At 64.7% G+C, this 21932-nt stretch carries 21 protein-coding genes; 16 read left to right on the top strand and 5 right to left on the bottom strand.

What is annotated here, in order from left to right; all coding sequences use genetic code 11:
• The first annotated feature begins 48 nt into the window (after nucleotides 1-48).
• Nucleotides 49-807, top strand: coding sequence for an SDR family NAD(P)-dependent oxidoreductase (locus ACH488_RS14340; RefSeq protein ID WP_397325174.1), 759 nt, complete (start codon nucleotides 49-51; stop codon nucleotides 805-807).
• A 56-nt stretch (nucleotides 808-863) separates the two neighbouring features.
• Here ACH488_RS14340 and ACH488_RS14345 read toward each other — a convergent pair whose 3' ends face one another.
• The 3 genes from ACH488_RS14345 to ACH488_RS14355 all read right to left on the bottom strand — a co-directional run bounded on the left by ACH488_RS14345 (nucleotide 864) and on the right by ACH488_RS14355 (nucleotide 3654).
• A complete protein-coding gene (locus ACH488_RS14345) occupies nucleotides 864-1379 on the bottom strand; it encodes a flavin reductase family protein (protein WP_397325176.1) in 516 nt (171 codons plus the stop codon).
• 141 nt (nucleotides 1380-1520) lie between these two features.
• Nucleotides 1521-2849, bottom strand: a complete 1329-nt coding sequence (locus tag ACH488_RS14350; protein ID WP_397325177.1) for an MFS transporter — start codon at nucleotides 2847-2849, stop codon at nucleotides 1521-1523.
• Nucleotides 2850-2907: 58 nt separating this feature from the next.
• Nucleotides 2908-3654, bottom strand: coding sequence for an aspartate dehydrogenase domain-containing protein (locus tag ACH488_RS14355; RefSeq protein ID WP_397325179.1), 747 nt, complete (start codon nucleotides 3652-3654; stop codon nucleotides 2908-2910).
• Nucleotides 3655-3784: 130 nt separating this feature from the next.
• Here ACH488_RS14355 and ACH488_RS14360 point away from each other — a divergent pair, with 130 nt between their 5' ends.
• The 3 genes from ACH488_RS14360 (at nucleotide 3785) to ACH488_RS14370 (ending at nucleotide 6177) form a co-directional block, all read left to right on the top strand.
• Nucleotides 3785-4552: an IclR family transcriptional regulator gene (locus ACH488_RS14360; RefSeq protein WP_397325181.1), complete on the top strand. Its 768-nt coding sequence runs from the start codon at nucleotides 3785-3787 to the stop codon at nucleotides 4550-4552.
• 85 nt (nucleotides 4553-4637) lie between these two features.
• Nucleotides 4638-5882, top strand: coding sequence for a WD40/YVTN/BNR-like repeat-containing protein (locus tag ACH488_RS14365; RefSeq protein WP_397325183.1), 1245 nt, complete (start codon nucleotides 4638-4640; stop codon nucleotides 5880-5882).
• 7 nt (nucleotides 5883-5889) lie between these two features.
• The gene (locus ACH488_RS14370; RefSeq protein WP_397325185.1) at nucleotides 5890-6177 is read left to right on the top strand and encodes a MoaD/ThiS family protein; all 288 of its coding nucleotides are present in this window, start codon (nucleotides 5890-5892) and stop codon (nucleotides 6175-6177) included.
• A 46-nt stretch (nucleotides 6178-6223) separates the two neighbouring features.
• On the opposite strand, the gene ACH488_RS14375 is transcribed toward ACH488_RS14370, so the two are convergent.
• Nucleotides 6224-6460: a hypothetical protein gene (locus tag ACH488_RS14375; RefSeq protein ID WP_397325187.1), complete on the bottom strand. Its 237-nt coding sequence runs from the start codon at nucleotides 6458-6460 to the stop codon at nucleotides 6224-6226.
• Nucleotides 6461-6731: 271 nt separating this feature from the next.
• Between ACH488_RS14375 and ACH488_RS14380 the strand changes: the two genes are divergently transcribed.
• Nucleotides 6732-9470, top strand: coding sequence for an FG-GAP-like repeat-containing protein (locus tag ACH488_RS14380; protein WP_397325188.1), 2739 nt, complete (start codon nucleotides 6732-6734; stop codon nucleotides 9468-9470).
• A 166-nt stretch (nucleotides 9471-9636) separates the two neighbouring features.
• Here the strand turns inward: ACH488_RS14380 and ACH488_RS14385 are convergent, their stop codons facing one another.
• On the bottom strand, nucleotides 9637-10959 hold the full coding sequence (locus ACH488_RS14385) for an MFS transporter (protein ID WP_397325189.1): 1323 nt from the start codon (nucleotides 10957-10959) through the stop codon (nucleotides 9637-9639).
• Nucleotides 10960-11161: 202 nt separating this feature from the next.
• On the opposite strand from ACH488_RS14385, the gene ACH488_RS14390 reads away from it, so the two are divergent.
• The 11 genes from ACH488_RS14390 (at nucleotide 11162) to ACH488_RS14440 (ending at nucleotide 21912) form a co-directional block, all read left to right on the top strand.
• Nucleotides 11162-11932: an IclR family transcriptional regulator gene (locus ACH488_RS14390; RefSeq protein ID WP_397325191.1), complete on the top strand. Its 771-nt coding sequence runs from the start codon at nucleotides 11162-11164 to the stop codon at nucleotides 11930-11932.
• Between the two features lie 206 nt (nucleotides 11933-12138).
• Nucleotides 12139-13041: a shikimate dehydrogenase gene (locus ACH488_RS14395; protein WP_397325193.1), complete on the top strand. Its 903-nt coding sequence runs from the start codon at nucleotides 12139-12141 to the stop codon at nucleotides 13039-13041.
• The gene (locus ACH488_RS14400; protein ID WP_397325195.1) at nucleotides 13041-14912 is read left to right on the top strand and encodes a bifunctional sugar phosphate isomerase/epimerase/4-hydroxyphenylpyruvate dioxygenase family protein; all 1872 of its coding nucleotides are present in this window, start codon (nucleotides 13041-13043) and stop codon (nucleotides 14910-14912) included. The genes ACH488_RS14395 and ACH488_RS14400 overlap by 1 nt, the downstream gene beginning before the upstream one ends.
• A 41-nt stretch (nucleotides 14913-14953) precedes the next feature.
• On the top strand, nucleotides 14954-15823 hold the full coding sequence (gene pcaH / locus ACH488_RS14405) for a protocatechuate 3,4-dioxygenase subunit beta (RefSeq protein ID WP_397325197.1): 870 nt from the start codon (nucleotides 14954-14956) through the stop codon (nucleotides 15821-15823).
• 4 nt (nucleotides 15824-15827) lie between these two features.
• Nucleotides 15828-16415: a protocatechuate 3,4-dioxygenase subunit alpha gene (gene pcaG, locus ACH488_RS14410; protein WP_397325199.1), complete on the top strand. Its 588-nt coding sequence runs from the start codon at nucleotides 15828-15830 to the stop codon at nucleotides 16413-16415.
• A complete protein-coding gene (locus ACH488_RS14415; RefSeq protein WP_397325201.1) occupies nucleotides 16412-17950 on the top strand; it encodes a lyase family protein in 1539 nt (512 codons plus the stop codon). The genes pcaG and ACH488_RS14415 overlap by 4 nt, the downstream gene beginning before the upstream one ends.
• Nucleotides 17943-18758: an alpha/beta fold hydrolase gene (locus ACH488_RS14420; RefSeq protein ID WP_397325203.1), complete on the top strand. Its 816-nt coding sequence runs from the start codon at nucleotides 17943-17945 to the stop codon at nucleotides 18756-18758. Before ACH488_RS14415 ends, ACH488_RS14420 begins: the two co-directional genes overlap by 8 nt.
• Complete coding sequence (gene pcaC, locus ACH488_RS14425; protein ID WP_397325205.1) at nucleotides 18755-19225, top strand: 4-carboxymuconolactone decarboxylase; 471 nt, start codon at nucleotides 18755-18757, stop codon at nucleotides 19223-19225. Before ACH488_RS14420 ends, pcaC begins: the two co-directional genes overlap by 4 nt.
• A gap of 98 nt (nucleotides 19226-19323) precedes the next feature.
• Entirely contained in the window at nucleotides 19324-20544 is a 1221-nt protein-coding gene (locus tag ACH488_RS14430) for a thiolase family protein (protein ID WP_397325207.1), read from the top strand.
• A 4-nt stretch (nucleotides 20545-20548) separates the two neighbouring features.
• Nucleotides 20549-21241: a 3-oxoacid CoA-transferase subunit A gene (locus tag ACH488_RS14435; RefSeq protein ID WP_397325209.1), complete on the top strand. Its 693-nt coding sequence runs from the start codon at nucleotides 20549-20551 to the stop codon at nucleotides 21239-21241.
• A gap of 2 nt (nucleotides 21242-21243) precedes the next feature.
• Nucleotides 21244-21912 carry a 3-oxoacid CoA-transferase subunit B gene (locus ACH488_RS14440; protein WP_397325211.1) on the top strand — a complete coding sequence of 223 codons (669 nt, stop codon included), beginning with the start codon at nucleotides 21244-21246 and terminating at the stop codon, nucleotides 21910-21912.
• Nucleotides 21913-21932: the final 20 nt, after the last annotated feature.

The following is a 21932-nucleotide window of genomic DNA, read 5'->3' on the forward strand; positions in this document are numbered from 1 at the left end:
ATGGCAGTACCTCCCACCATTACCCGCGCGGGACCTAGGCTGGGGCGCATGGCAAAGATCCTCATCACCGGTTCCAGCGACGGCCTGGGGCGCGGTGCCGCTGAAGCGTTGCTCGACGACGGCCATTCAGTGGTGGTGCACGTCCGCACCGAAGCGCGGCTCGTGGCTGTCGACGATCTGCTCGAGCGCGGCGCGGAGGCGGTGGTCGGCGATCTCGCCCACACCGACCAGATGCGCGATCTGGTCCGGCAAGCCAACGAGCTGGGCCGTTTCGATGCCGTCATCCACAATGCCGGCGTCCTTGATGGCTCTTCGGTGTTGCCGGTGAACGTCGTAGCGCCGTATCTGCTGACCGCCGGGATGGAGCCACCGGACCGGCTGGTCTATCTCAGCAGTGGCATGCACCGGGGCGGCCGTCCGGATCTTCAGGGGATCGAATGGAGCGGAGCGCGGGCGAGCCGTTCCTATTCGGACAGCAAACTGTTCGTCACCACCCTCATGGCCGCAGTTGCACGGTTGTGGCCCGAGGTCTCGACGCACGCTGTGGACCCCGGCTGGGTGCCCACACGCATGGGCGGTGCCGGCGCCCCCGATGACCTGCGCCTGGGCCACCTCACGCAGGTATGGCTCGCCGCCGGGTCAGCGCCGGAGGCTCAGGGAACCGGCCAGTATTGGTATCACCAGAAGGTGCGGGAGCCGCACCCGTCGGTCCACGATCATCGGTTCCAGGACGCGCTGCTCAGCTCGCTGTCCGAACATACGGGGGTCTCCATCCGGCCGGAGCAGCCCGCCGCTGTTTCCAACTGAGCCACAAACAACGACGGCGGATGGTCGCCTTGGTGACCATCCGCCGTCGGGCGTTCCTAGCCGATGCGGGACGCGTCCGTGAGCCGGTGGAACGATCGGTCGTGATAGACCAGCGGCTCAGTGGTCCCCGGTGCGCCGTGGATCTCCAGCACCTCCGCGGCCAGCAGAATGGATGCTCCCACCGGCACGCGGTGGGTGATCCGGCACCGCAAGGCCCACGGTGCTGCCCGGAGCAACGGCTCCCCCGTGGGCAGCGTGACCCAGTCCATGCCAGCGGTGAAGCGTTCCGTCCCTGGCCGGGAGAAGGTGTTCACCAGTTCCAGCTGGGCGGCATCCATCATGTGGACCACCACTGTTTCGGCCTGGATGAGCTGTTCCGCCGATCTGCTGCCGGACAAAGAGAAGGAAAGTGCCGGAGGATCGGCGGACACGGAAGCAACCGAGGACGCGGTGAGCCCCACGGGACCCCGTTCGCCGGCCGCGGTCACCACTGCCACACCGGCGGGATGGGTGCGGAATGCGCTGCGGAAAAGGTGGTGTGTTGTGTCGGCCGGGGCGCTGGAGAGGGGCATAACCTGTGCTTTCGTTGCAGGCCCTGGGATTCCGGAGCCTCTCCTACCCTAAAACCTCAACATTTGTTGAAGTCTAATCCGTGCGGCAGGGGCTGCCTCGGCCGTACGTGGAAACGAAGGTGGGTGGTGGCGGCCTGGGGCTCATGCTTCAAGTTCCAGGGATCCCTTCCGGCCTGTGTTGGGCAGGGCCAGCAAGCAAAGAATGCTCACCACGGCGGTCGCGGCCAGGTAAAGGGCGACTGGATCCGTGCTTTTCCCGCTCGTTGCGAAGAGGGCCGTAGCAATGACCGGCGCCAGGCCTCCACCCAAAACGTTGCCGAGTTGGTAGCCCAGGGAGATGCCGCTGTAGCGGACGCCGGTCCCAAAGAGCTCGGCGAAGAACGCGGCCATGGGTGCGTGGATGGCTGCGGAGCCACTGTAGGCAACGACAACGGCCGCCAGAATGACGCCGGTGTTGCCGGTGCGGACCAGCGGAAACAATGCAAAGGCAAAGACCACCAGGAAGACCCCGCCGAGAAGCATCACTGGTTTCCGGCCGATCCGGTCGGAGAGCGCTGCCCAGGCTGGAACAGTGACAACCTGCAGGAGAAGGCCGAGCATCGAGGCGTTGAGCAGCAACGTGCGGGGAAGCGCCAGTTCCTGCGTGCCGTAGCTGAGGAGGAACGTGAAGACGACGTAGACGAACGTCGAATAGCCGATCAGCGCTCCCGTGGACAACAGGATGGCCTTGGGTTGCTTGCGGATAACCTCCACCACCGGGAGCCTCGCCGGCTTTGAAACGCCTTGGTTCTTGAGGAATGCCGGTGTTTCGTCGATGCCAAACCGGACCAGGAGGCCGACCGCGCCAATGACGATGCTGGCAAGGAAGGGCAGCCGCCAGCCCCAGGCAGCAAAGTCGTCTTTGGGCAGCGCACCCAGCAAGGAGAACGCTCCGGTTGCCAGCAGTGCGCCGATGGACACGCCCAGGATGGTCCAGCTTCCGTAGAACCCCCGCTTGTTGGCGGGAGCATGTTCGATGGCGATCAGCGCGGCCCCGGCAAACTCGCCACCCGCGGCGAATCCCTGGATGAGCCGCAGGAGGACCAGGATGATGGGCGCCCAGATCCCTATCTGGGCGTAGCCGGGAAGCACGCCGATAAGAACGGTGCCGCCACCCATGCAAACAAGGGTCAGGAGCAGCATCTTCTTGCGCCCGAGCCGGTCTCCAAAATGCCCGATGATGATTCCGCCAAGTGGCCTGGCAAGAAAACCTGTGGCGAAGGTGGCCAAGGACAACAGTGTGCCGATGACTGGGTCCGTGGCCGGGAAGAACACGGCGTTGAAGACCGTTGACGCTGCGATCGCGTAGGCCAGGAAGTCGTAGTACTCGATCGCCGTGCCGGCGCAGGACGCGACGGCAAGTTTGCTGAGTGATGGGCGGGATTCCGGATTCTGGTTCGAGACAGTCTCGGCGGAGATCGTTTCCTTCACAGTTCACCTCGTTTGTTTGTATGCGCAGGCGTCATTGCCCGGGCGCAGGGGGTAGTGATCAGCCGAAAACCAGGCCCGGCCGCTGTTCCATGGCTTGTTGCAAGCTTCCGAGAACGGAAGCGGCCATTTCCGTGCCGGAGACACCTTTCATGGGCTGCTCCTTGACGACGTGAAGGCGCGACCCGTCGGCTCCCGCGGCGCTCGTTTCCAGGCGTCCCACGGTTGCGTCAGGGTCACTGACCAGCCGCGCGCGGCAATGATCCAGACCCACCGTTGCCAGCGCGTACGTCACCATGGCGTTGACGTTCCTTGGGTACAGTGCGGCGATTCCCCGCACGGGTCCGTCGTAGAGGACCACCCGCCCGTCCGCGTTCCCGGGTGCCGGCTCCAGGCTGGACGGGGACTTCACGAACTCGATGGTCGCCGACTCCCATTGCTGGGGCAGGTAGCTTTCGACGCCCACCAGGGCTCCATGCGGCAGGATCAGCCGCGTCCCATGCTTTGTTGCCGTTTCGGCCAGAACCTGCCGGACGTCGTCGTCCACCAGGGCGCCGCACGAAAGGACCATAAGGTCCGATGTCCTGAGGATCCGCGCGCCGTGTTCCTTGACTACGTCGGGATGGGCTGCCTCGACCACAAGATCGGTTTCGCGAAGTTCGTCATCAGTGGCCACGGTGGTTGTGGCAATCCCAGCGCCCAGTGAGCGCCCCTGGACGAAGGTCAACTGGTGGCTCGCCGCCTGCAAAACGTACGACGCAATGCTTGTTGCAATTCCGCCGCCGCCAATTACGCCGATTCCCGCCACAATCGCTCCTGATCTCTGCTGAAAGTCGCCGCTCGTTCAACGGCAGATGGTTAAATCTAGCTTTGGTCTCCGTATGACGGAATAGATTGGTCTAGTATTCCTTTATGCGGAATTTAATGGTGATGAACCCGTGAGTGACACCCTGCAATCAGTTCAACAGGCCCTTCGAATCCTCGACTCCCTGCAAACCAGGTCCGAGCTCGGAATTACTGACGTAGCCAAGGAACTCGGGTGTGCCATGTCCACAGCGCACCGGCTGATCTCCACGTTGGCCGAGGCCGGTTACGTGCAGAGAGTCACCACCGGCAAAAAATACCGACTCGGTCCAGCCATGTTGGGTGCCAACGACGCATCGGCCATCGAGCACTGCATCGAAAAGGCGCAGTCACATATGGAGAGCCTGCGTGATGTATCCGGTGAGACCGTCCAACTGGCCGTTCTGCACAAGGCGTCGATCCGCTTCGTTGCCGGCGTCGAGTCCCGAAACATCATGCGCGTGACAAGCCGCGTGGGGACGTTGATGCCTGCCAACGCCACGGCCTCCGGAAAGCTGCTCCTGTCCCTTCGGGACGAGGCCGAGTTGGCCAGTCTCTATGCGGACGGCCTGCCCGCTGCCCTGACGACGGCGGGCACGACGTCGATGGAGCGGTTCCTGGCGGAGGTACGCCGGGTCCGCGAGCAGGGCTTCGGGCAGAGCATCAACGAGGTGGAACCTGGAGTAGCTGCGCTCGCGGTTGCGGTGAAGCGTCCGAAGGGCAGGACTCTTTGCGCACTCACCGTCAGCGGTCCGTCGTCGCGCTTCGGGGCGAATGAACGCCCCGGAAACCCATCTGGCCAGACACTTCTCGAGGAGCTCCGGGCCCACGCGGACAGGATCTCCGCTGAGCTGACCTTCTGATGCCTTGGTAGGCCCATGCTGGGGGCACCGGCCTATCCACATAGCCACGATGAACCCATTGCCCTCCCCATCCCACGATGGTTCGATGGGACTCATGGCAACCCCAAATACCGCAGAGAGTTATGTCTTGGCGATCGGGACCAAAAAGGGTCTGTGGCTGGCAACCAGCCCTGACCGCAAGAATTGGTCCCTCTCCGGCCCGCACTTCCTGATGAACGAGATACCGAGCATCGGGATTGACACGCGGGACGGCAAAACACGGATCATGGTGGGCGTCCGTTCCGAGCACTGGGGACCCACCGTCGCACATTCGGATGACCTTGGCTCCACATGGACCGAGCCTGACAATGGCGCCATCACGTTTCCCGACGGCACCGACGCCGCCCTGGAACGCATTTGGCAGATCTATCCCGACGCCGACTCCCGCCCTGGCGTCGTCTGGGCCGGTTGCGAGCCGATCTCGGTCTGGAAATCCACCGACGGCGGCGAGCACTTCGAGCTGAACCGTGGGCTGTGGGACCACCCGCATCGCAGCGAGTGGGGTGCCGGCTACGGTGGCGCGGCCGCACACTCGATCGTCGTGGACCCTTCCGGCGAGCAGGTCCACATCGCCATGAGCACCGGTGGCGTCTACAGATCGCTCGACGGCGGCACCTCCTGGGAGCCCCGGAACAAGGGCATCTCGGCCTACTTCATGCCCGATCCCAACCCGGAGTTCGGCCAGTGCGTCCACAAGATCGCGGCCGACGCCACGGTAGAAGGGCGCTTGTACGCCCAGAACCATCACGGCGTGTACCGCACGGACGACAACGGGGAGAACTGGAACTCGATCGCCGAGGGACTCCCGGCCGACTTCGGATTCGTGATGCTGACCCACCCGCGCCGTGAGGGCACGGCCTGGGTGATTCCGCTGAAGGCCGACGGTGAACGCATCCCGCCGGACAGCAAGTTGAGTGTCCACCGCACCGAAGACGCAGGCAACACCTGGACGGAGTTGCACATGGGACTTCCGGACCACGAGTACAACGCGGTGCTGCGTGACGCTGCGGCCGTGGACACCGGTGATCCCGTTGGCGTGTACTTCGGAACCCGCGGCGGGTCCGTCTATGCCAGCGCCGACGAGGGCGGAACCTTTACCGAAGTCGCCTCACACCTGCCGGACGTGCTGTGCGTGAGGGCCGCCGTCGTGGTTGGAAACCCGGCGGGCGTGGAAGCGCCGCTGGCAGCCGCCGAAGAGACGGTGCTGGCGGAGGCGGCTGAGATCGTGGAGACAGCCGCGAAAGCAGCAGGGACGCCCGAAGATACTACCGGCGCCCCGGCACCGGCCTAGGTCCATTGTGGCTGACATAACGGTCCTGCTGCCTGGTGTCCTGCAGCCTCTCGTCGGCGGACAGTCCTACCTGACTGCGTCCGCCGACGGGGCTGTGACCGTTGGACAGTTGCTGGACACTGTGACCGGTGAGTATCCGGTTCTGGCCCGGCGATTGCGTGATGAAACCGGTGCGCTCCGCCGTTTCGTGAATATTTACGTGAACGGTGACGAGGTCCGGCGACTCAAGGGGCTTGATACGGAAGTTTCTGGCGGCCAGGAGGTCTTGATTATCCAGTCCGTGGCCGGCGGCTGAGCGGGTGCCTGGGTAGGGCACGTGCCCAAAACTCAGAGCGAAGGGGTCAGGCGACGCGCCAAACGCTGCATTCGTCGGTATTGATGGCTTTCCTCATCCCGGAGACGCGGTCCATGATCCAGACAACGCCAATTCCCGGCGCTGTTTCCTGGACGAGTCCGCGACGGATCACAACATCGTCGTAGGCCGGTCCCACGGACATGCGGGCCTCGATTTCGTCTCCGCGGTGAAGCTGGCTGATCGCGCGTATACGTGTTATTTGAGTTTTGACTTCCTTCAGCATGGTGTCCTCCTGGCTGGAGCTGGTGCCTGCACTTGCCGGCTATTCCAGTGTGGCGGGGCATTGTTGCCGGGGTATTTCGGCATGGTTAGGGTCCGGTTAGCATTGGGCGCTGCCCGAGTTTCGGGAAATGCCCGACGCCGGAACGCGTCACCGGCGGGGTGACGCGCCGACGCTCGGCCCGCAGGTCCGCCGCAGTCAGCGGGGCCGGTTGTAGCCTGATCTCGGTTCTTGAGACTCACGGGAACCGAAGGCTCGGTCTCTGGGAGATTCCATGGGTTTGCTGCGGCGTGCAATTGCGGTTTCCACGGGCTTGGTGGTTTTCGCCACCGGCCTGCTTTTTGTCCAGGCCCCGGCAACGGCCGTGCCGCTGCCCAGCCCCGATAATCCGAACGTCAGATTCGTCGAGGGCACACCGCACTCGGATCACGTCTTCGAGACGCCGCCCACGGTTCCGCCGCGAGCCACCCAAGGATCTACCGACGTCGAAAGCCGCCTCAGCGACGGTGTGGCCGCGGCGGGTCCCAACGGTGACATCCGGATCCGGCTGGTCACCGCGAAACTGGCCGACAATACCAACACGGTGTCCATGAGCGGAGCCGAGCAGGCAGTGGCAGCCACCAGTGGCTACTGGAGGGCGATGACGGCGGGCCGGCTGTCCATGACCGTGGACTCCCGGGTGGCCGGATTCCAGTCGAGCGCCCGATCCACGGACAGCTACGGCACCATCATTTCCACGATCACCAGCGAGTTGAAATGGTCGGCGAGCCCCTACACGGCGCTGGTCATCTTCATCCCAACCTCCACCTTGTCCGGCAACGCATTGGGTGCCGGTTACAGCAGCGGAAGCTACAGCGGCCGGGTGCTGATGCCGCAGCTCAGCAGCTTCTCCAGCAACGTAATGACGCACGAGTTCGGGCACGTGATCGGCCTGATGCACGCTGACGCCCTGCAGTGCGGAAGCGGTGTGCCGGATGTCGGGACGGACAGCAGCGGCAGGTTCACGGACCCGTCCTGCTACATCCGTGAATATGGGGACACCACGGACATCATGGGTGCGGCTCAATATGCGCAGCCCGTGGTGAGTTCGTCGTTCTGGGACTACGCGGGCTTCGGTCGGGGCGACGAGATCCGGGACGTCGGGGTAGCCGGCGGAGTCAAGAGCTACACCCTCAAACCGTGGGGCGGAACCGACGCGCAGCGGGCCATCAAGTTCACGGACCCCGTGAGCAAGGAGGTCTACTACCTCGAACTGCGGCAGCCGGTGGGCTACGACAGCTACCTCTCCGCGGCGGGCCGTGAGGGCAACCGCGGCGTGAAGATCGTCCAACGTGGGGGCGCGACCATCGCGTCGTCGCTGATACTCATGCCTTCCACTATCCCGTTCACCGAACCCTGGTACGCCAAGAACCACGCGTGGCAGGCCGGCAGCACCTTCACTACCTACACCGGCACCCAGGTCACCATCAACGCGGTCTCCAGCACTTCCGCCACGGTCACCATCAATGCCGATCCGAAACTCAAGACCCGCATGCGCTTCTCGGCAGGGGATTTCGACGGCGACAAGCTCCCCGACGTGATCTCCCGCGAGGCTGATGGCTCACTTCTTCTCTTTGGCGGCCAGTCCGGGAACCGGCTGAAAGATCCGGTGCAGATCGGATCGGGCTGGGGCATCTTCAACGCAGTCCTCGGCACGGCCGACTTCAACGGTGACGGCTTCGCGGACATCCTGGCACGGGCCAGTGACGGCGGACTGTGGCTCTACCCCGGCAACGGCAAGGGAGGATTCCTCACGCGGAGCCAGGTGGGCTCAGGCTGGCAGGGTTTCTCGCAGATTGTGGCCGTGGGCGATTTCGATGGCGACTCGCGCAACGACCTCCTTGCCGCCGGTAACGATGGACGCTTGTGGCTCTATCCGGGCAACGGCTCCGGTGGCTTCCTGGCCGCGACGCAGATCGGGCAGGGCTGGGATGTCTTCACTACTCTCGCGCCGGCTGGTTCCTTCGGCGGCGGCATTTCCGGACTCCTCGCCCGGGCCAGCGACGGGACGCTCTATGTCTACCCCGGCGACGGCGAGGGAGGCTTCCGGCCGCGTGCCGCCGTCGGAAGTGGTTGGAACAGTGCCGGCGACATCATCGGCGGTCCAGACCTGACGGGCGACAAGTCCGCGGATGTGCTGGCCGCCGCGTCGGGCGGCGGCATGACCCTGTACCCGGGTGACGGTAGCGGCTTTGCTGGCCGGATTGCCATCGGTGCCGGCTGGTCCGCGTTCAGCCAGGTCTGGGAGGCCGGTGATTTCGACGGCGACGGCGTGGCTGACGTCCTGGCGCGCGGCAAGGACGGGGTTCTGTGGCTTTACCCGGGGAACGGTTCGGGGGGTTTCCTGCCGCGCAAGCAGATCGGGACGGGGTGGAACATGTTCACCACGGTGCTCAGTGCCGGCGATTTCGACGGCGATTCCCGTCCCGATTTGGTGGGGCGGGCCCCTGACGGGACGTTGTGGCTCTATCCGACGGACGGGAAGGGGCAGTTCCTGGCGCGGAAGCAGATCGGTACGGGGTGGCAGTGGTTCACACAAATGCTTGCCCCCGGCGATTTCACCGGTGACGGAAAGCCGGACATCGTGGCGGCGTCCTCGGATGGAACGTTGTGGGCCTACCCCGGGAATGGCAGCGGCGGGTTCCTGCCCCGGAAACAGATCGGCTCCGGCTGGGACATGTTCAATCTGGTGCTGCAGGCCGGCGACTTCAATGGCGATGGCCGGGAGGACATCCTGGGCCGGAGCAACGATGGTGGATTGTGGCTCTACCCGGGCGACGGATCCGGTGGCTTCCTGTCGCGCTCCTTCCTTGGATCGGGGTGGAACATGTTCTCCAGCATCGCGGCGCTGGGCAACGGATTTACCGGCACTGGTGACCCGTCAGTGGTGGGGGTAGCCGGGGATGGCTCCTTGTTGCTGTACTCCGGGACCGGCGCAGGCAAGTTCAAGCCGGTGGCCCTGAATCCGCGGTAGTCCCGCCAGCATTCCTTCGCCTACTCGCGCTGCGTGCTCCGCAATCAGGTTGCGCGGGACGCTGAAATGCCCGGCATGTTGGGGAACATGCCGGGCATTTCTGTGTGTCGTCACTGGTGGGCGCTCCCAGGAGCCGGGAAGGAGCGCTCCTCCGTTACAGGCTGGACTACTTGTGCAGGCCGAGTTGGGCCGTCGGGACCTTTGCGGATTCACGGGCTGTCAGGGCGGAGACGGCGGCGATCACGCAGATGATGCCGCTGAAGATGGAGATCTGGACCCATCCGCCGGCCTTGGTTCCGCCCATGGCCGTAACGATTGCCGGAGCGAAGCCTGCCATGAGGAAGCCGAGCTGCGTGCCGATGGCCAGGCCGGAGAAACGGACCTTGGTGCTGAACATTTCTCCATAGAACGACGGCCAGACGGCGTTGGCTGCGGCATAACCGAACGAGAAGAACACGATGGAGACCAGGAACATCAGCGGCACATTGCCGCCTTCGAGGGTCAGGAGGAAGACCGGTGTCATGATGGCGCTGGCCAGGGCTCCGTAGACGAACACGGGCTTGCGGCCGATCTTGTCCGCCAGCATGCCGAACAGGGGCTGGGTGCCAAGTGCCACGATGTTGGCCGCAACCACGAGCCACAGCGTAATGGTGCTGTTTACGTGGGCTACGTCCTGGGCGTACTTGATGGCCAGGGTTCCGAACACCGTGCTGACGGCGGCGATGAAGGCGCAGCACACCACGCGGAGGACGTCGCGCCAGTGCAGCTTCAGGAGGTCGGCGATGGGAAGTTTTGCGATCTGGTTGTTCTTCTTGGCCTCGGCAAATGCGGGCGGCTCGTGCAGGGTGCGGCGGATGAAGTAGGCCACCATCACCACCACGGCACTGAGCCAGAACGGGATGCGCCAGCCGATGCCGTACTTGATCTCGTCGGGAAGCGCCACCACCGGGATGAAGACCAGAGCTGCCAGGATCTGTCCACCCTGTGTTCCGGTGAGGGTCCAGGAGGTGAAGAACGAGCGGCGGTTGTCCGGAGCGTGCTCCAGCGTCATGGAGGAGGCACCGGCCTGCTCGCCGGCGGCGGAGAGGCCCTGGGCCAGGCGGGCCAGCACCAGCAGCACGGGTGCCCACCAGCCGATGGTCTTGAAGTCCGGCAGGCAGCCGATCACGAAGGTTGCCGCACCCATGAGGACCAGTGTGAACATGAGGACCTTCTGGCGGCCGATCCGGTCACCGAAGTGGCCCAAGATGATGGCGCCCACGGGGCGTGCGACGTAGGCGAAGCCGAAGGTCGCGAAGGACATGATGGCAGCGTTGGCGTCCGCATCCGGGAAGAAGACGTGCGGGAAGATCAGCGCGGCGGCCGATCCGAAGATGAAGAAGTCGTAGTACTCAACGGCGCTGCCCAGGAAGCTGGCGAGTGCGGCTTTCTTGGGCGTTCCCTTGGTCGTTTCTGTGCCTGGCGTCGCTGACGGCATTGTTTGGCTCATGGGGTGTTCCTTCTGTGACGACGATGTCGCGGATAAAGCTGTGCGGGATCCCGAGCGAGGTGCGGCTGGAGCTTCCCGATAAGTAACCACATGGTGAGAGCTACTTGTGTAATACAGCAATAGTGGCTGTGAGTGGGGTCACTTGTCAAGAGAAGTAATCACCATCTAGAAATAGCTCTCACAATGTGAGAGTATTTCACTTATGAGTGTGAAAGAGGACACAAAGACCGACATGGTTGGCAAGGCCTTGAGCCTTTTGGTATTGCTGGGCAACGAGCCGAAGGGCGCCAGTGCGGCGGACCTTGCCAGGAGCGCAAGCCTGCCGTTCAGCACTACATACCGCCTGCTGGGCTCACTGACCAGGGATGGCTTTGTGGACTATGAGCCGGACGGGCGCCGGTACCATCTGGGCCTCCGCGTGTTCCAGCTCGGCCAGCGCGTTTCCAATCATCACGGTTTTGCAGCAACTGCACTGCCTGTACTGCAACGCGTCACTGAACGCACGCATGAAGCCACCATCCTTTCCGTTCGCGACGGCGACCATCACCTGACGGTCAACAAGGTGGACGGACCCAAGTCCTTCCGGGTCACGAGCGACCCCGGACACCTTGGTGCGCTCCACACCACGTCCGTGGGCAAGGCGATCGTGGCGTTCGAGACGGAGATCGAGCGCAAGCGACTGCTCGAAGAACTTCCCCTCGAGGCCCTGACTGAGCACTCCATCACCGATCGGGACAAGTTCCGTGAGGAGATTGAGCAGGTCCGCCGCCAGGGCTATGCCGTGATGGATGAGGAGAACGAGATTGGCATGCGTGCAGTTGCCGTGCCGATTCTCAACTCCCAGGGCAATGCCTTTGCGTCGATCGCCGTCGCCGTGCCGGTATTCCGCCTGACCATGGAGGAACTCGTGGCCCACGTGCCCACCCTGCAGGAAGCCGCGGCAGAACTCGCGGCCCGCCTGCCCCAGCGCTGAACATGCGTTGTGGGGCCCGCTTTGCGCCGCAAGACACTCACGAAGCACGCAGGGCAGGCCCAGCAACGCAGGGGCAGCCCTGGCAGTTTGTTCGCGATAAGAACATGCGTGCGGAATATGAACAACTGTAGTAACCTGAGTCATACGCCCGGTCGGGACCGCGTTGATACGCACCGGCGGAGCGTGAAAGTAAAAGGAGCTTGAGGATGAGCAACCGAGCCGAATCCGTTCTGGTGGGCCTGATTGGCGAAGGCGTCATGCCCTCGCTGACTCCGCCCATGCATGAACGCGAGGCCGACGTGCAGGGCCTTCGCTTGCTGTACCGCCCCATCGACCTGCTTGAGCTCGCATTGCCGGCCACCGCCGTCGGGAATCTCCTCACAGCCGCCCGGCAGATGGGTTTCAACGGCCTCAACATCACTCACCCGTGCAAACAGCTGGTGCTGGAGCACCTTGACGAGATTTCCGACGACGCCCGTCGCCTGGGTGCCGTCAACACGGTCCTGATCCAGGACGGCCGGTTCATCGGCCACAACACAGACTTCTCCGGCTTCGGCTCGGCGCTCGCCGACGGACTCCCGGAGGCCAAGCTAGATCGCGTGGTCCAGCTCGGCGCGGGCGGTGCCGGATCCGCCGTCGCGTACGCCTTGCTCAAGGCAGGCGCCAAGCAGCTGGACCTCGTGGACATGGACCCCCACCGCGCGGCCGAACGTGCCGCAGAGCTGGGCGAACTCTTCCCGGCTGCAACCATCACGCCGCGAAGCATCGCCGAACTGGGACAGATCATGCCCCTCGCTGACGGCTTGGTGCACTGCACCCCCATCGGCATGGCAGCCCACCCGGGCCTGCCGCTGGACATCGAGCTCCTGGAATCCCGCCACTGGGTGGCGGACATCGTCTACCGCCCCATCGAAACGCAACTGGTCCGCGAAGCGCGCGCCAAAGGCTGCGAAGTGCTCGACGGCGGCCGCATGGCAGTTGGGCAGGCGGCGGACGCCTTCAAGATCTTTACCGGACAGGACGCCGACCGCGACCGTATGCGCGAACACTTCCTGGAACTCATCGCCTCTGAAGAGCAGGCACCAGCACTGGCAAAGGCGGCCCACTGATGCGCACTGGAATCGCTACGGTCTGCCTGTCCGGCACGCTGAGGGAGAAGATGCAAGCCTGCGCCATCGCGGGTTTCGACGGTATTGAAATCTTTGAGCAGGACCTCGTCACCTCTTCGCTCAGCCCCGAGGACGTACGGAAGATGGCGGCGGATCTGGGCCTCGGCTTGGATTTGTACCAGCCGTTTCGCGACTTCGACGGCGTCACTCCGGACTTGCTGAAGGCAAACCTCAAGCGCGCCGGGGCGAAGTTCAACCTGATGGAGCGCCTGGGCATGGACACCATCCTGGTCTGCTCCAACGTGGCCACGGCAACCATCGACGACGATAACCTTCGGGCCGAACAGCTGCGCGAACTCGCCGAACTGGCGGGGGACCACGGCGTCAAGGTGGCTTACGAAGCCTTGGCCTGGGGCAAGTATGTCAACGATTACGAGCACGCCTACCGCCTGGTGGAGATGGTGGACCACCCCAACCTCGGCACCTGCCTGGACTCGTTCCACATCCTTTCCCGGGACTGGGACACCGCGCCGATCGAGGACATCAACGCGGAAAAGATCTTCTTCGTCCAGGTGGCCGACGCCCCCAAGCTCTCCATGGATGTGCTGTCCTGGAGCCGGCACTACCGGGTTTTCCCCGGCGAGGGACAGTTCGAACTCGCCAAGTTCATGGGCCACGTGGTCCGCGCGGGTTACACAGGGCCTGTTTCCTTGGAGGTGTTCAACGACGTTTTCCGGCAGTCGGACGTGGAGCGGACGGCCGTGGATGCCATGCGCTCGCTCATCTGGCTTGAGGAACAGAGTGCCAAGTGGTTGGCGGGCACCCCCGCTGAAAGCAACACTGAAACGAAAGCCGCCGGCCGCCGTCGTTATCCCATGGAACTGGCCACGCTGCCCAAGGTGAACGAGCCGGCAGGCTTCAACTTCGCCGAGGTCAAGGCGGACGACACCGCCCAACTGGAGAAGCTCCTTGGCCAGCTCGGCTTCGAATTCGAGGGCCGGCACCGCACCAAGGACGTCCAGTTGTGGACCATGGGCCAAGCCCGCGTGATCATCAACGAACAGGCACCCTCGCACACCGAACCGGCTATTGCCGCGTTGGGGTTCGACGTCGACTCTCCCGTGATTGCCTCCGCCCGCGCCCAGCAACTCAAGGCGCCGGTGGTGGCCCGGAAGGTCCAGGCAGACGAGGAAGTGTTCCAAGGCATCGCCGCGCCGGACTCCACCGAGATCTTCCTGTGCCAAGGCAGCCCTGACGGCACGGCCGCCTGGACGCACGAGTTCGGCGAGGGGCTGGAACACCCGGCTACACATCAAAACGCCGTCATTGACCATGTGAACCTCGCCCAGCCGTGGCAGCACTTCGACGAAGCCGTCCTCTTCTACACCAGCGCATTGGCCCTCGAGCCGCAGCCGTTCGCCGAAGTACCCAGCCCCAGCGGTTTGGTGCGTTCGCAGGTCATGCAGACCACCGACGGCGCGGTACGGCTGGTGCTGAACCTGGCCCCGGCGCAGCAGGCCGACAAAGCACGCAAAACCTACCAGGAACATATCGCGTTCGCCGTGGACGACCTCGTGGCGACAGCCCGGTCCGCCCGGGAACGCGGACTGGAGTTCCTGCAGATTCCGGCCAACTACTACGAGGACCTGGACGCCCGGTTCGATCTTGAACCCGGCTTCCTGGACACGCTCCAGGAACTCAACCTCCTGTATGACCGGGACGCCAACGGCGAATTCCTCCACTTCTACACGGCCACTGTGGGCAGCGTGTTCTTCGAGATGGTAGAACGCCGCGGCACCTACGACGGCTACGGAGCGCCCAACGCCCCGGTGCGCCACGCCGTCCAATACGACTCACTTCACCGGGCATAGCAGCCCGGACCTGACAAAGAATCCATAGAAAGGAGCCGGCTGTGCCGCAAGACAACACCGCGCAAGCTCTCGAATCCGAGGAACTCGTGCCGCCAGCAGAGCCACACGCCGCGCACGATGCCAAGAAGGTGGAAACGCAGGCGGACCTCAGTGCCGAGATCAACGGCATCAAGGAGCGCTACGCGGAGTCGCTGAAGAACGGCAAGGCTCCCGAGACCATGCCGCGCTTGGACTACGCGCCGTACCGCAGCTCCATCCTGCGCCACCCCACGAAGAGCCTGCACCACGCGGACCCGGAGACCATTGAGCTTTACTCGCCGGCGTTCGGTCACCAGGACGTGCACGCGCTGGAGTCGGACCTGACCATCCAGCACAACGGCGAGCCCCAAGGTGAGCGCATCATCGTCGCGGGCCGTGTCCTGGATGGCGACGGCCGCCCGGTCGCAGGCCAGCTCGTGGAAATCTGGCAGGCTAACGCCGCCGGCCGCTACATCCACAAGCGCGACCAGCACCCCGCCCCGCTCGACCCGAACTTCACCGGCGTCGGGCGCTGCATCACCGGCGAGGACGGCTCTTACTCCTTCACCACCATCAAGCCCGGCGCGTACCCGTGGAAGAACCACCTGAACGCCTGGCGCCCGGCCCACATCCACTTCTCCATGTTCGGCTCGGAGTTCACGCAGCGCATCGTCACCCAGATGTACTTCCCGGGTGACCAGCTCTTCCCGTTGGACCCCATCTACCAGTCGATCGTGGACCAGGACGCCCGCGACCGGCTCGTAGCCCAGTACGACCACGAGCTCACCAGCCCCGAATGGGCCCTCGGCTACAAGTGGGACATCATCCTGACCGGTTCCAAGCGGACCTGGACCGAAAACGAAGCGTACAGCGACGCCGGGGACGAGGAGTAAGCACATGAGCAAGCTGACACCCACACCGGGCCAGACCGTGGGCCCGTTCTACGGCTACGCCCTCCCCTTTAATAAGGACAACGAACTCCTGGCACCGGGCAGCCCCGGCAGCATCCGCCTCCAGGGCACCGTGTACGACGGCGCCGGCAACACCATCCCGGACGCCATCCTCGAAATCTGGCAGCCGGATTCCGAAGGCAACATCGTCCAGCGCACCGGCTCGCTGGTCCGCGACGGCTACACCTTCACCGGCTGGGGCCGCGGTTCGGTTGGCAACTCGGGCGTTTACACGTTCACCACGGTCAACCCGGGACCGCTGAAGCCTGGAGCGGCGCCGTTCATTTCGGTGGCCGTCTTTGCCCGAGGCCTCATGAACCGACTCTTCACCCGCGTGTACCTGCCGGAGAACGAGGAAGCGCTGGCCAACGATCCTCTGCTGAGCTCCCTCGATCCCGAGCGCCGCAAGACCCTCATCGCGCGCCGCGACGCCGATGGTGGACTCACCTGGGACATCCGCCTCCAGGGCGGCGACGAGACCGTGTTCCTGGACTTCCAGCAGGACGGTTCGCTGGATCTTTCGGAACAGCCATGATCGACGGCGACTTCGGCCTCCTCAGCCCCGTCACCGCCTCACCTGCCGTGACGGCGTTGACGGGCGACCGTGCCGTGATCGCGGCAATCCTCGACGTCGAGTCCGCTTGGGCGGCCGTCCTTGAGGATGCCGGGCTCGCCCCGGAAGGGTCCGCCGCTGTGGTGGCCGAAGCCGCCGATCCCGGTCACTACGACCTCGCCCTCATCGCCGAACGCGCTCAGGGCGGCGCCAACCCGGTGATCCCGCTCCTCGGCGAACTCCGTGCGAAGGTCCGCGAATTGGACGCTGACGGTATCGGGGCAGCTTCCGCTGTGCATACCTCTCTCACCAGCCAGGACGTGCTCGATTCAGCCCTCATGCTCCTGGCCAGCCGCACCGTTTCGGCGCTGCTCGCCGAGGTGCAAGGTACGACGACGGCGCTCGCCGCCTTGGCGGAGCAGCACGCGGACACGCTGTGTGTGGGCCGGAGCCTGACGCAGCATGCGCTTCCGTACACCTTTGGGCTCAGGTCCGCGCAGTGGTTCCAGGGTGTGGCGGCCGCTGCATCGCGGCTCACTTCCTTGGAGTTGCCCGTGCAGTTCGGCGGCGCGGGCGGAACGTTGGCCTCCGGTACCAAGCTGACCGGCGATTCTGGCTCGGCTGCCGGCTCAGGCCTGGCGGTTAGCCCGGGTTCCGGCCCAGCCTCCGCGGCTAGCCCGGGTTCCGGCGCAGCCTCCGCGGTTAGCCCGGGATCCGGCCCAGCCTCCGGCTCGGGCTCAACCCCGTTCACGCTGGCCGATTCCTTGGCTTCCAAGCTCGGGCTCTCGCCGGCAGTTGCCCCGTGGCACACCAACCGTTTGGCCGTCACGGGACTCGGGGACTCGTTGGCCGCACTCGTGGATTCCTTCGGGAAGATCGCCGCCGACCTGCTGTTCCTGAGCCGCCCGGAGGTGGCCGAACTCGGCGAACCCTTGGCTGCCGGCCGCGGTGTTTCCTCGGCCATGCCGCAGAAGCAAAACCCCGTGCTGTCCGTGTTGATCCGCAGCGCGGCACTCCAGGCTCCAGCTTTCGCGTCCCAGTTGCACTTGGCTGCAGCGACCTTCAACGATGAGCGGCCGGACGGCGCTTGGCACACGGAATGGCCGGCCTTGCGTCGCCTTCTCGCGCTCACCATCGGGGCTGCCATCCAACTCCGGGAACTCGCCGAAGGCCTCCGGGTCTTCCCCGAGGCCATGCGGCGCAACCTGGAGATCTCGGGTCCGCTGCTCCTCAGCGAGGGTGTGACGGCCGCCGTCGCACCCCGCCTGGGCGAAGACGGAAAGCAAAAGCTGCAGGCCGTCGTCGACGAAACGCTCAAAGCACCCGCCGACCAGCAGGCGGACACCTACCGCAAGCTGCTGCGCGAAGCAGTTCCCACGGACAAGCTCCCCGACGAAGAGCTCGACGCCTTGCTGGATCCCGCGAGCTATCTGGGCGAAGCCAAGGAAATCAGCCGTCGGATCCTCGCCGCCCACCCCGAATTCACTGCATCAACGAAGGGAGCCACCCGTGGCTAAGCCAACCGTCAAGGCTGTGCTGCTGTCCCCGCAGCGCGAACTGGGAGCCAAGCCGCTCCTGGTGGTCGGCCCGTCGCTGGGCACGTCCACCGTGCTCTGGAGCGAGACCGCCGCGTTGCTCGGCGACGAATACGACGTCATCGGCTGGGACCTGCCGGGTCACGGTATTTCGCCGGCCGCCTCGGAAGGCTTCGAGGTAGCGGAACTGGCTGACGCCGTCGTCGATCTTGTCGACTCGGTGATCCCCGCAGGGAGTACAGCGGCGAGGTTCCACTACGCGGGCGTTTCGCTGGGCGGGGCCACCGGCCTGCAGCTCGGCATCAAGCACGGCGACCGCCTCCGCAGCCTGTCCGTCCAGTGCACCGGCGCCAAGCTTGGCACGCCCGAAGGCTGGTTGGAGCGCGCGGAAACCGTGCGCTCGCTCGGCACGCCGGTCATGATCCAGGGATCTGCCGAACGCTGGTTCGCCAAGGGATTCATGGACCGCCAGCCGGACATCAGCAGCCGCCTGCTCCACGCCCTCCGCGACGCCGACCGCTTCAGCTACTCGTTCTGCTGCGAAGCCCTCGCCGCGTTCGACGTCCGCGAGCAACTCGGCAGCATCACCGTCCCCACGCAGGCGATTGCCGGCGTCGAAGATACCGTTGCGCCGCCGTCGGTGGCTGAGGAGACGGCCGCCGGCATTCGCGCCGGGGGAGGTACTGCCGTTGTTGAAGCGCTCGACGGCGTGGGGCACCTCGCGCCCGCAGAGTCGCCGGCCGTGGTGGCTGGTTTGATGCGGAACTTCATGAAGGAGAACGGACTGTGAACGCAGTAAACCCCCAGCGGAGCGGCGATCCGTCGCGCTATGGAGCCGTGCACCCCGAGGCCACCGGCCAGGAGATCTACGACGCCGGCATGGTGGTCCGCCGCGAAGTATTGGGCAACGCGCACGTGGACCGGGCCAACGCCAACACGGACTCCTTTACCGAGGATTACCAGGACATGATCACCAGGATCGCCTGGGGCGGGATCTGGACGCGGCCGGGCCTGAGCCGGCAAATGCGGTCCGTGGTCACACTCACGGCGTTGGTGGCCCACGGTCACTGGGAGGAGCTTGCCATGCACGTCCGGGCGGCCCTCAACAACGGCCTGAGCAGGGACGAGATCAAGGAAATCCTGCTCCAGACCGCCATCTACTGCAGTGTTCCGTCAGCCAACTCGGCGTTCAAGACGGCCCAAAAAGTCTTCCAAGACATCGACGCTGCTTCTGAAGCGTCCCCCACCCCTAACTAAACCCTCTCACCCAACTAGGTCGCATTAGTGCGCGTTTTGACGGTTCATAACGCGCACAACTGCGACCCAGTTGGGTACGTAGAAACGAAGGAAAACCTATGAACCAGGCTTTTGTGTACGATGCCGTGCGCACGCCGTTTGGCAAGTTCGGCTCGGGGCTGGCTGCTGTCCGTCCTGATGATTTGGCCGCGCATGTGGTGCGTGAGTCGGTTCGCCGGGCGCCGGGGCTTGATCCGGAGCGGATTGATGAAGTGGTGTTCGGCAACGCGAACGGCGCGGGTGAGGAGAACCGGAACGTTGCCCGCATGGCCACGCTGCTGGCGGGTTTGCCGGTCTCGATTCCGGGGACCACGGTGAACCGTTTGTGTGGCTCGTCCCTGGACGCGGCGATCATCGCGTCGCGGCAGATCAACGCAGGCGACGCTGATGTGGTCCTGGTCGGTGGCGCCGAATCCATGTCGCGTGCGCCGTGGGTGCTGCCGAAGACGGCCAAGCCGTACCCGGCAGGGGACATGACGCTCGCCTCTACGACTCTGGGCTGGCGTTTGGTGAACCCGGCGATGAACAAGGACTGGACCATTTCCTTGGGCGAGGCCACGGAACGGCTCCGGGAGAAGTACGGGATCACGCGTGAGCGGCAGGATGCTTTTGCGGCTGATTCGCACAACCTGGCTGATGCTGCGTGGAACGAAGGCTTCTACGACAACCTGGTGACCGCGGTTCCGGGGACGGACCTGGTCCGCGACGAGGGGATCCGTGCCGGTTCTTCGGCGGAGAAGCTGGCCGGGTTGAAGACGGTGTTCCGTCCCGAAGGTTCAGGGCCCGACGGCGGTACGGTCACCGCCGGGAATGCCTCGCCTTTGTCTGATGGTGCTTCGGCGGCGTGGATCGGCTCCGAGGCCGCGTCGTCGATTCTGGGGTTGGATCCGTTGGCGCGTATTGCCGGGCGTGGTGCACATGGCAACGATCCGCAGTTCTTCGGGTTCGCCCCGGTGGAGGCCGCGAACAAGGCCCTCGCGAAGGCGGGCATCGGCTGGGACCAGGTTGGCGCCGTCGAACTTAACGAAGCGTTCGCCGCCCAGTCGCTGGCGTGCGTGGACGCGTGGGGGATCGACCCGTCGATCGTGAACCGTCACGGTGGTGCGATCGCGATGGGCCACCCGCTCGGCGCGTCCGGTACCCGGATCCTGGGCACGCTGGCCCGGTCCTTGCAGGCCTCGGGTCAGCGATGGGGCGTTGCGGCGATCTGCATCGGCGTCGGGCAGGGGTTGGCCGTGGTGCTGGAAAACGTTACCGCTGGTGTTTCGGAAGGAGTCTAAGGTCATGCTGAATTTCATTGACACTGTTGGCGAGGCCGTGGCCGGGATCAAGGACGGTTCCACGGTGATGATCGGCGGGTTCGGCAACGCCGGGCAGCCGTTCGAACTGATCGACGCGCTGATGGACTGCGGCGCGAAGGACCTGACTGTCGTGAACAACAACGCCGGCCAAGGTGACCAAGGCCTGGCGTTGTTGATTAAGGAAGGCCGGGTCAAGAAGATGATCTGTTCCTTCCCGCGGCAGTCCGATTCGTGGCATTTCGACGCGAAGTACCACGCCGGGGAGATCGAACTGGAGCTGGTGCCGCAGGGCAACCTGGCCGAACGCATCCGGGCTGCCGGCGCCGGTATTGGTGGGTTCTTCACCCCCACCGGGTACGGCACCACGTTGGCTGAAGGCAAGGAAACCCGGTTCCTGGATGGCAAGTGGCAGGTGTTCGAGACCCCGATCCACGCCGACGTCGCGCTGATCAAGGCGCTGAAGGCCGACGGGAAGGGCAACCTCGTGTACCGCAAGACAGCCCGGAACTTCGGGCCGATCATGGCGGCCGCGGCCAAGCACACCATCGTGCAGGTCTCCGAGATCGTGCCCACCGGTTCCTTGGATCCGGAGAACGTGGTGACCCCGGGGATTTACGTCAACAGCGTGGTGCGGGTGGGTTCGGCAGCGCTTGGTTCGAACGGAAAGGTGGCCTGATCATGGGCACGCAGACAAGCATCCAAACCTCCGAAAAGCCCCTGGGCCGTGACGAACTCGCCCAGCTGGTGGCCCGCGACATCGCCCCGGGTTCGTTCGTGAACTTGGGCATCGGGCAGCCCACTTTGGTGTCGAACTACCTCACCGAAGAGCAGAACATCACCCTCCACACGGAGAACGGGATGCTCGGCATGGGCCCCGCCGCGGAGGGCGATGCCGTTGATGGTGACTTGATCAACGCGGGCAAGATCCCCGTGACCGAACTTCCCGGAGCCTCGTACTTCCACCACGCCGATTCGTTCGCGATCATGCGCGGTGGGCACCTGGATATCTGCGTGCTCGGCGCGTTCCAGGTCTCCGCAACCGGTGACCTCGCCAACTGGCACACCGGTGCCCCGGACGCGATCCCCGCTGTTGGGGGTGCCATGGACCTGGCCACCGGGGCCAAGGACGTGTTCGTGATGATGACGCTCCTGACCCGCGAGGGTGCTTCCAAGCTCGTGGAGGCCTGCACGTACCCGCTCACCGGGGTTGGCTGCGTCACCCGTGTCTACACGGACAAGGCGGTGTTCCTCACCGGCCCCGAAGGCGTCACCGTCCGCGAAACCTTCGGCTGCACCTTCGAAGAAATCCAGGAACTCGTACCCCTGCCCCTCAAGGCCGGAGCCTAGTTCTCCCGTTGTGTGGCCCG

This window comes from Paenarthrobacter sp. NPDC018779 (genome assembly GCF_044391085.1).
Taxonomy (GTDB): Bacteria; Actinomycetota; Actinomycetes; order Actinomycetales; family Micrococcaceae; genus Arthrobacter.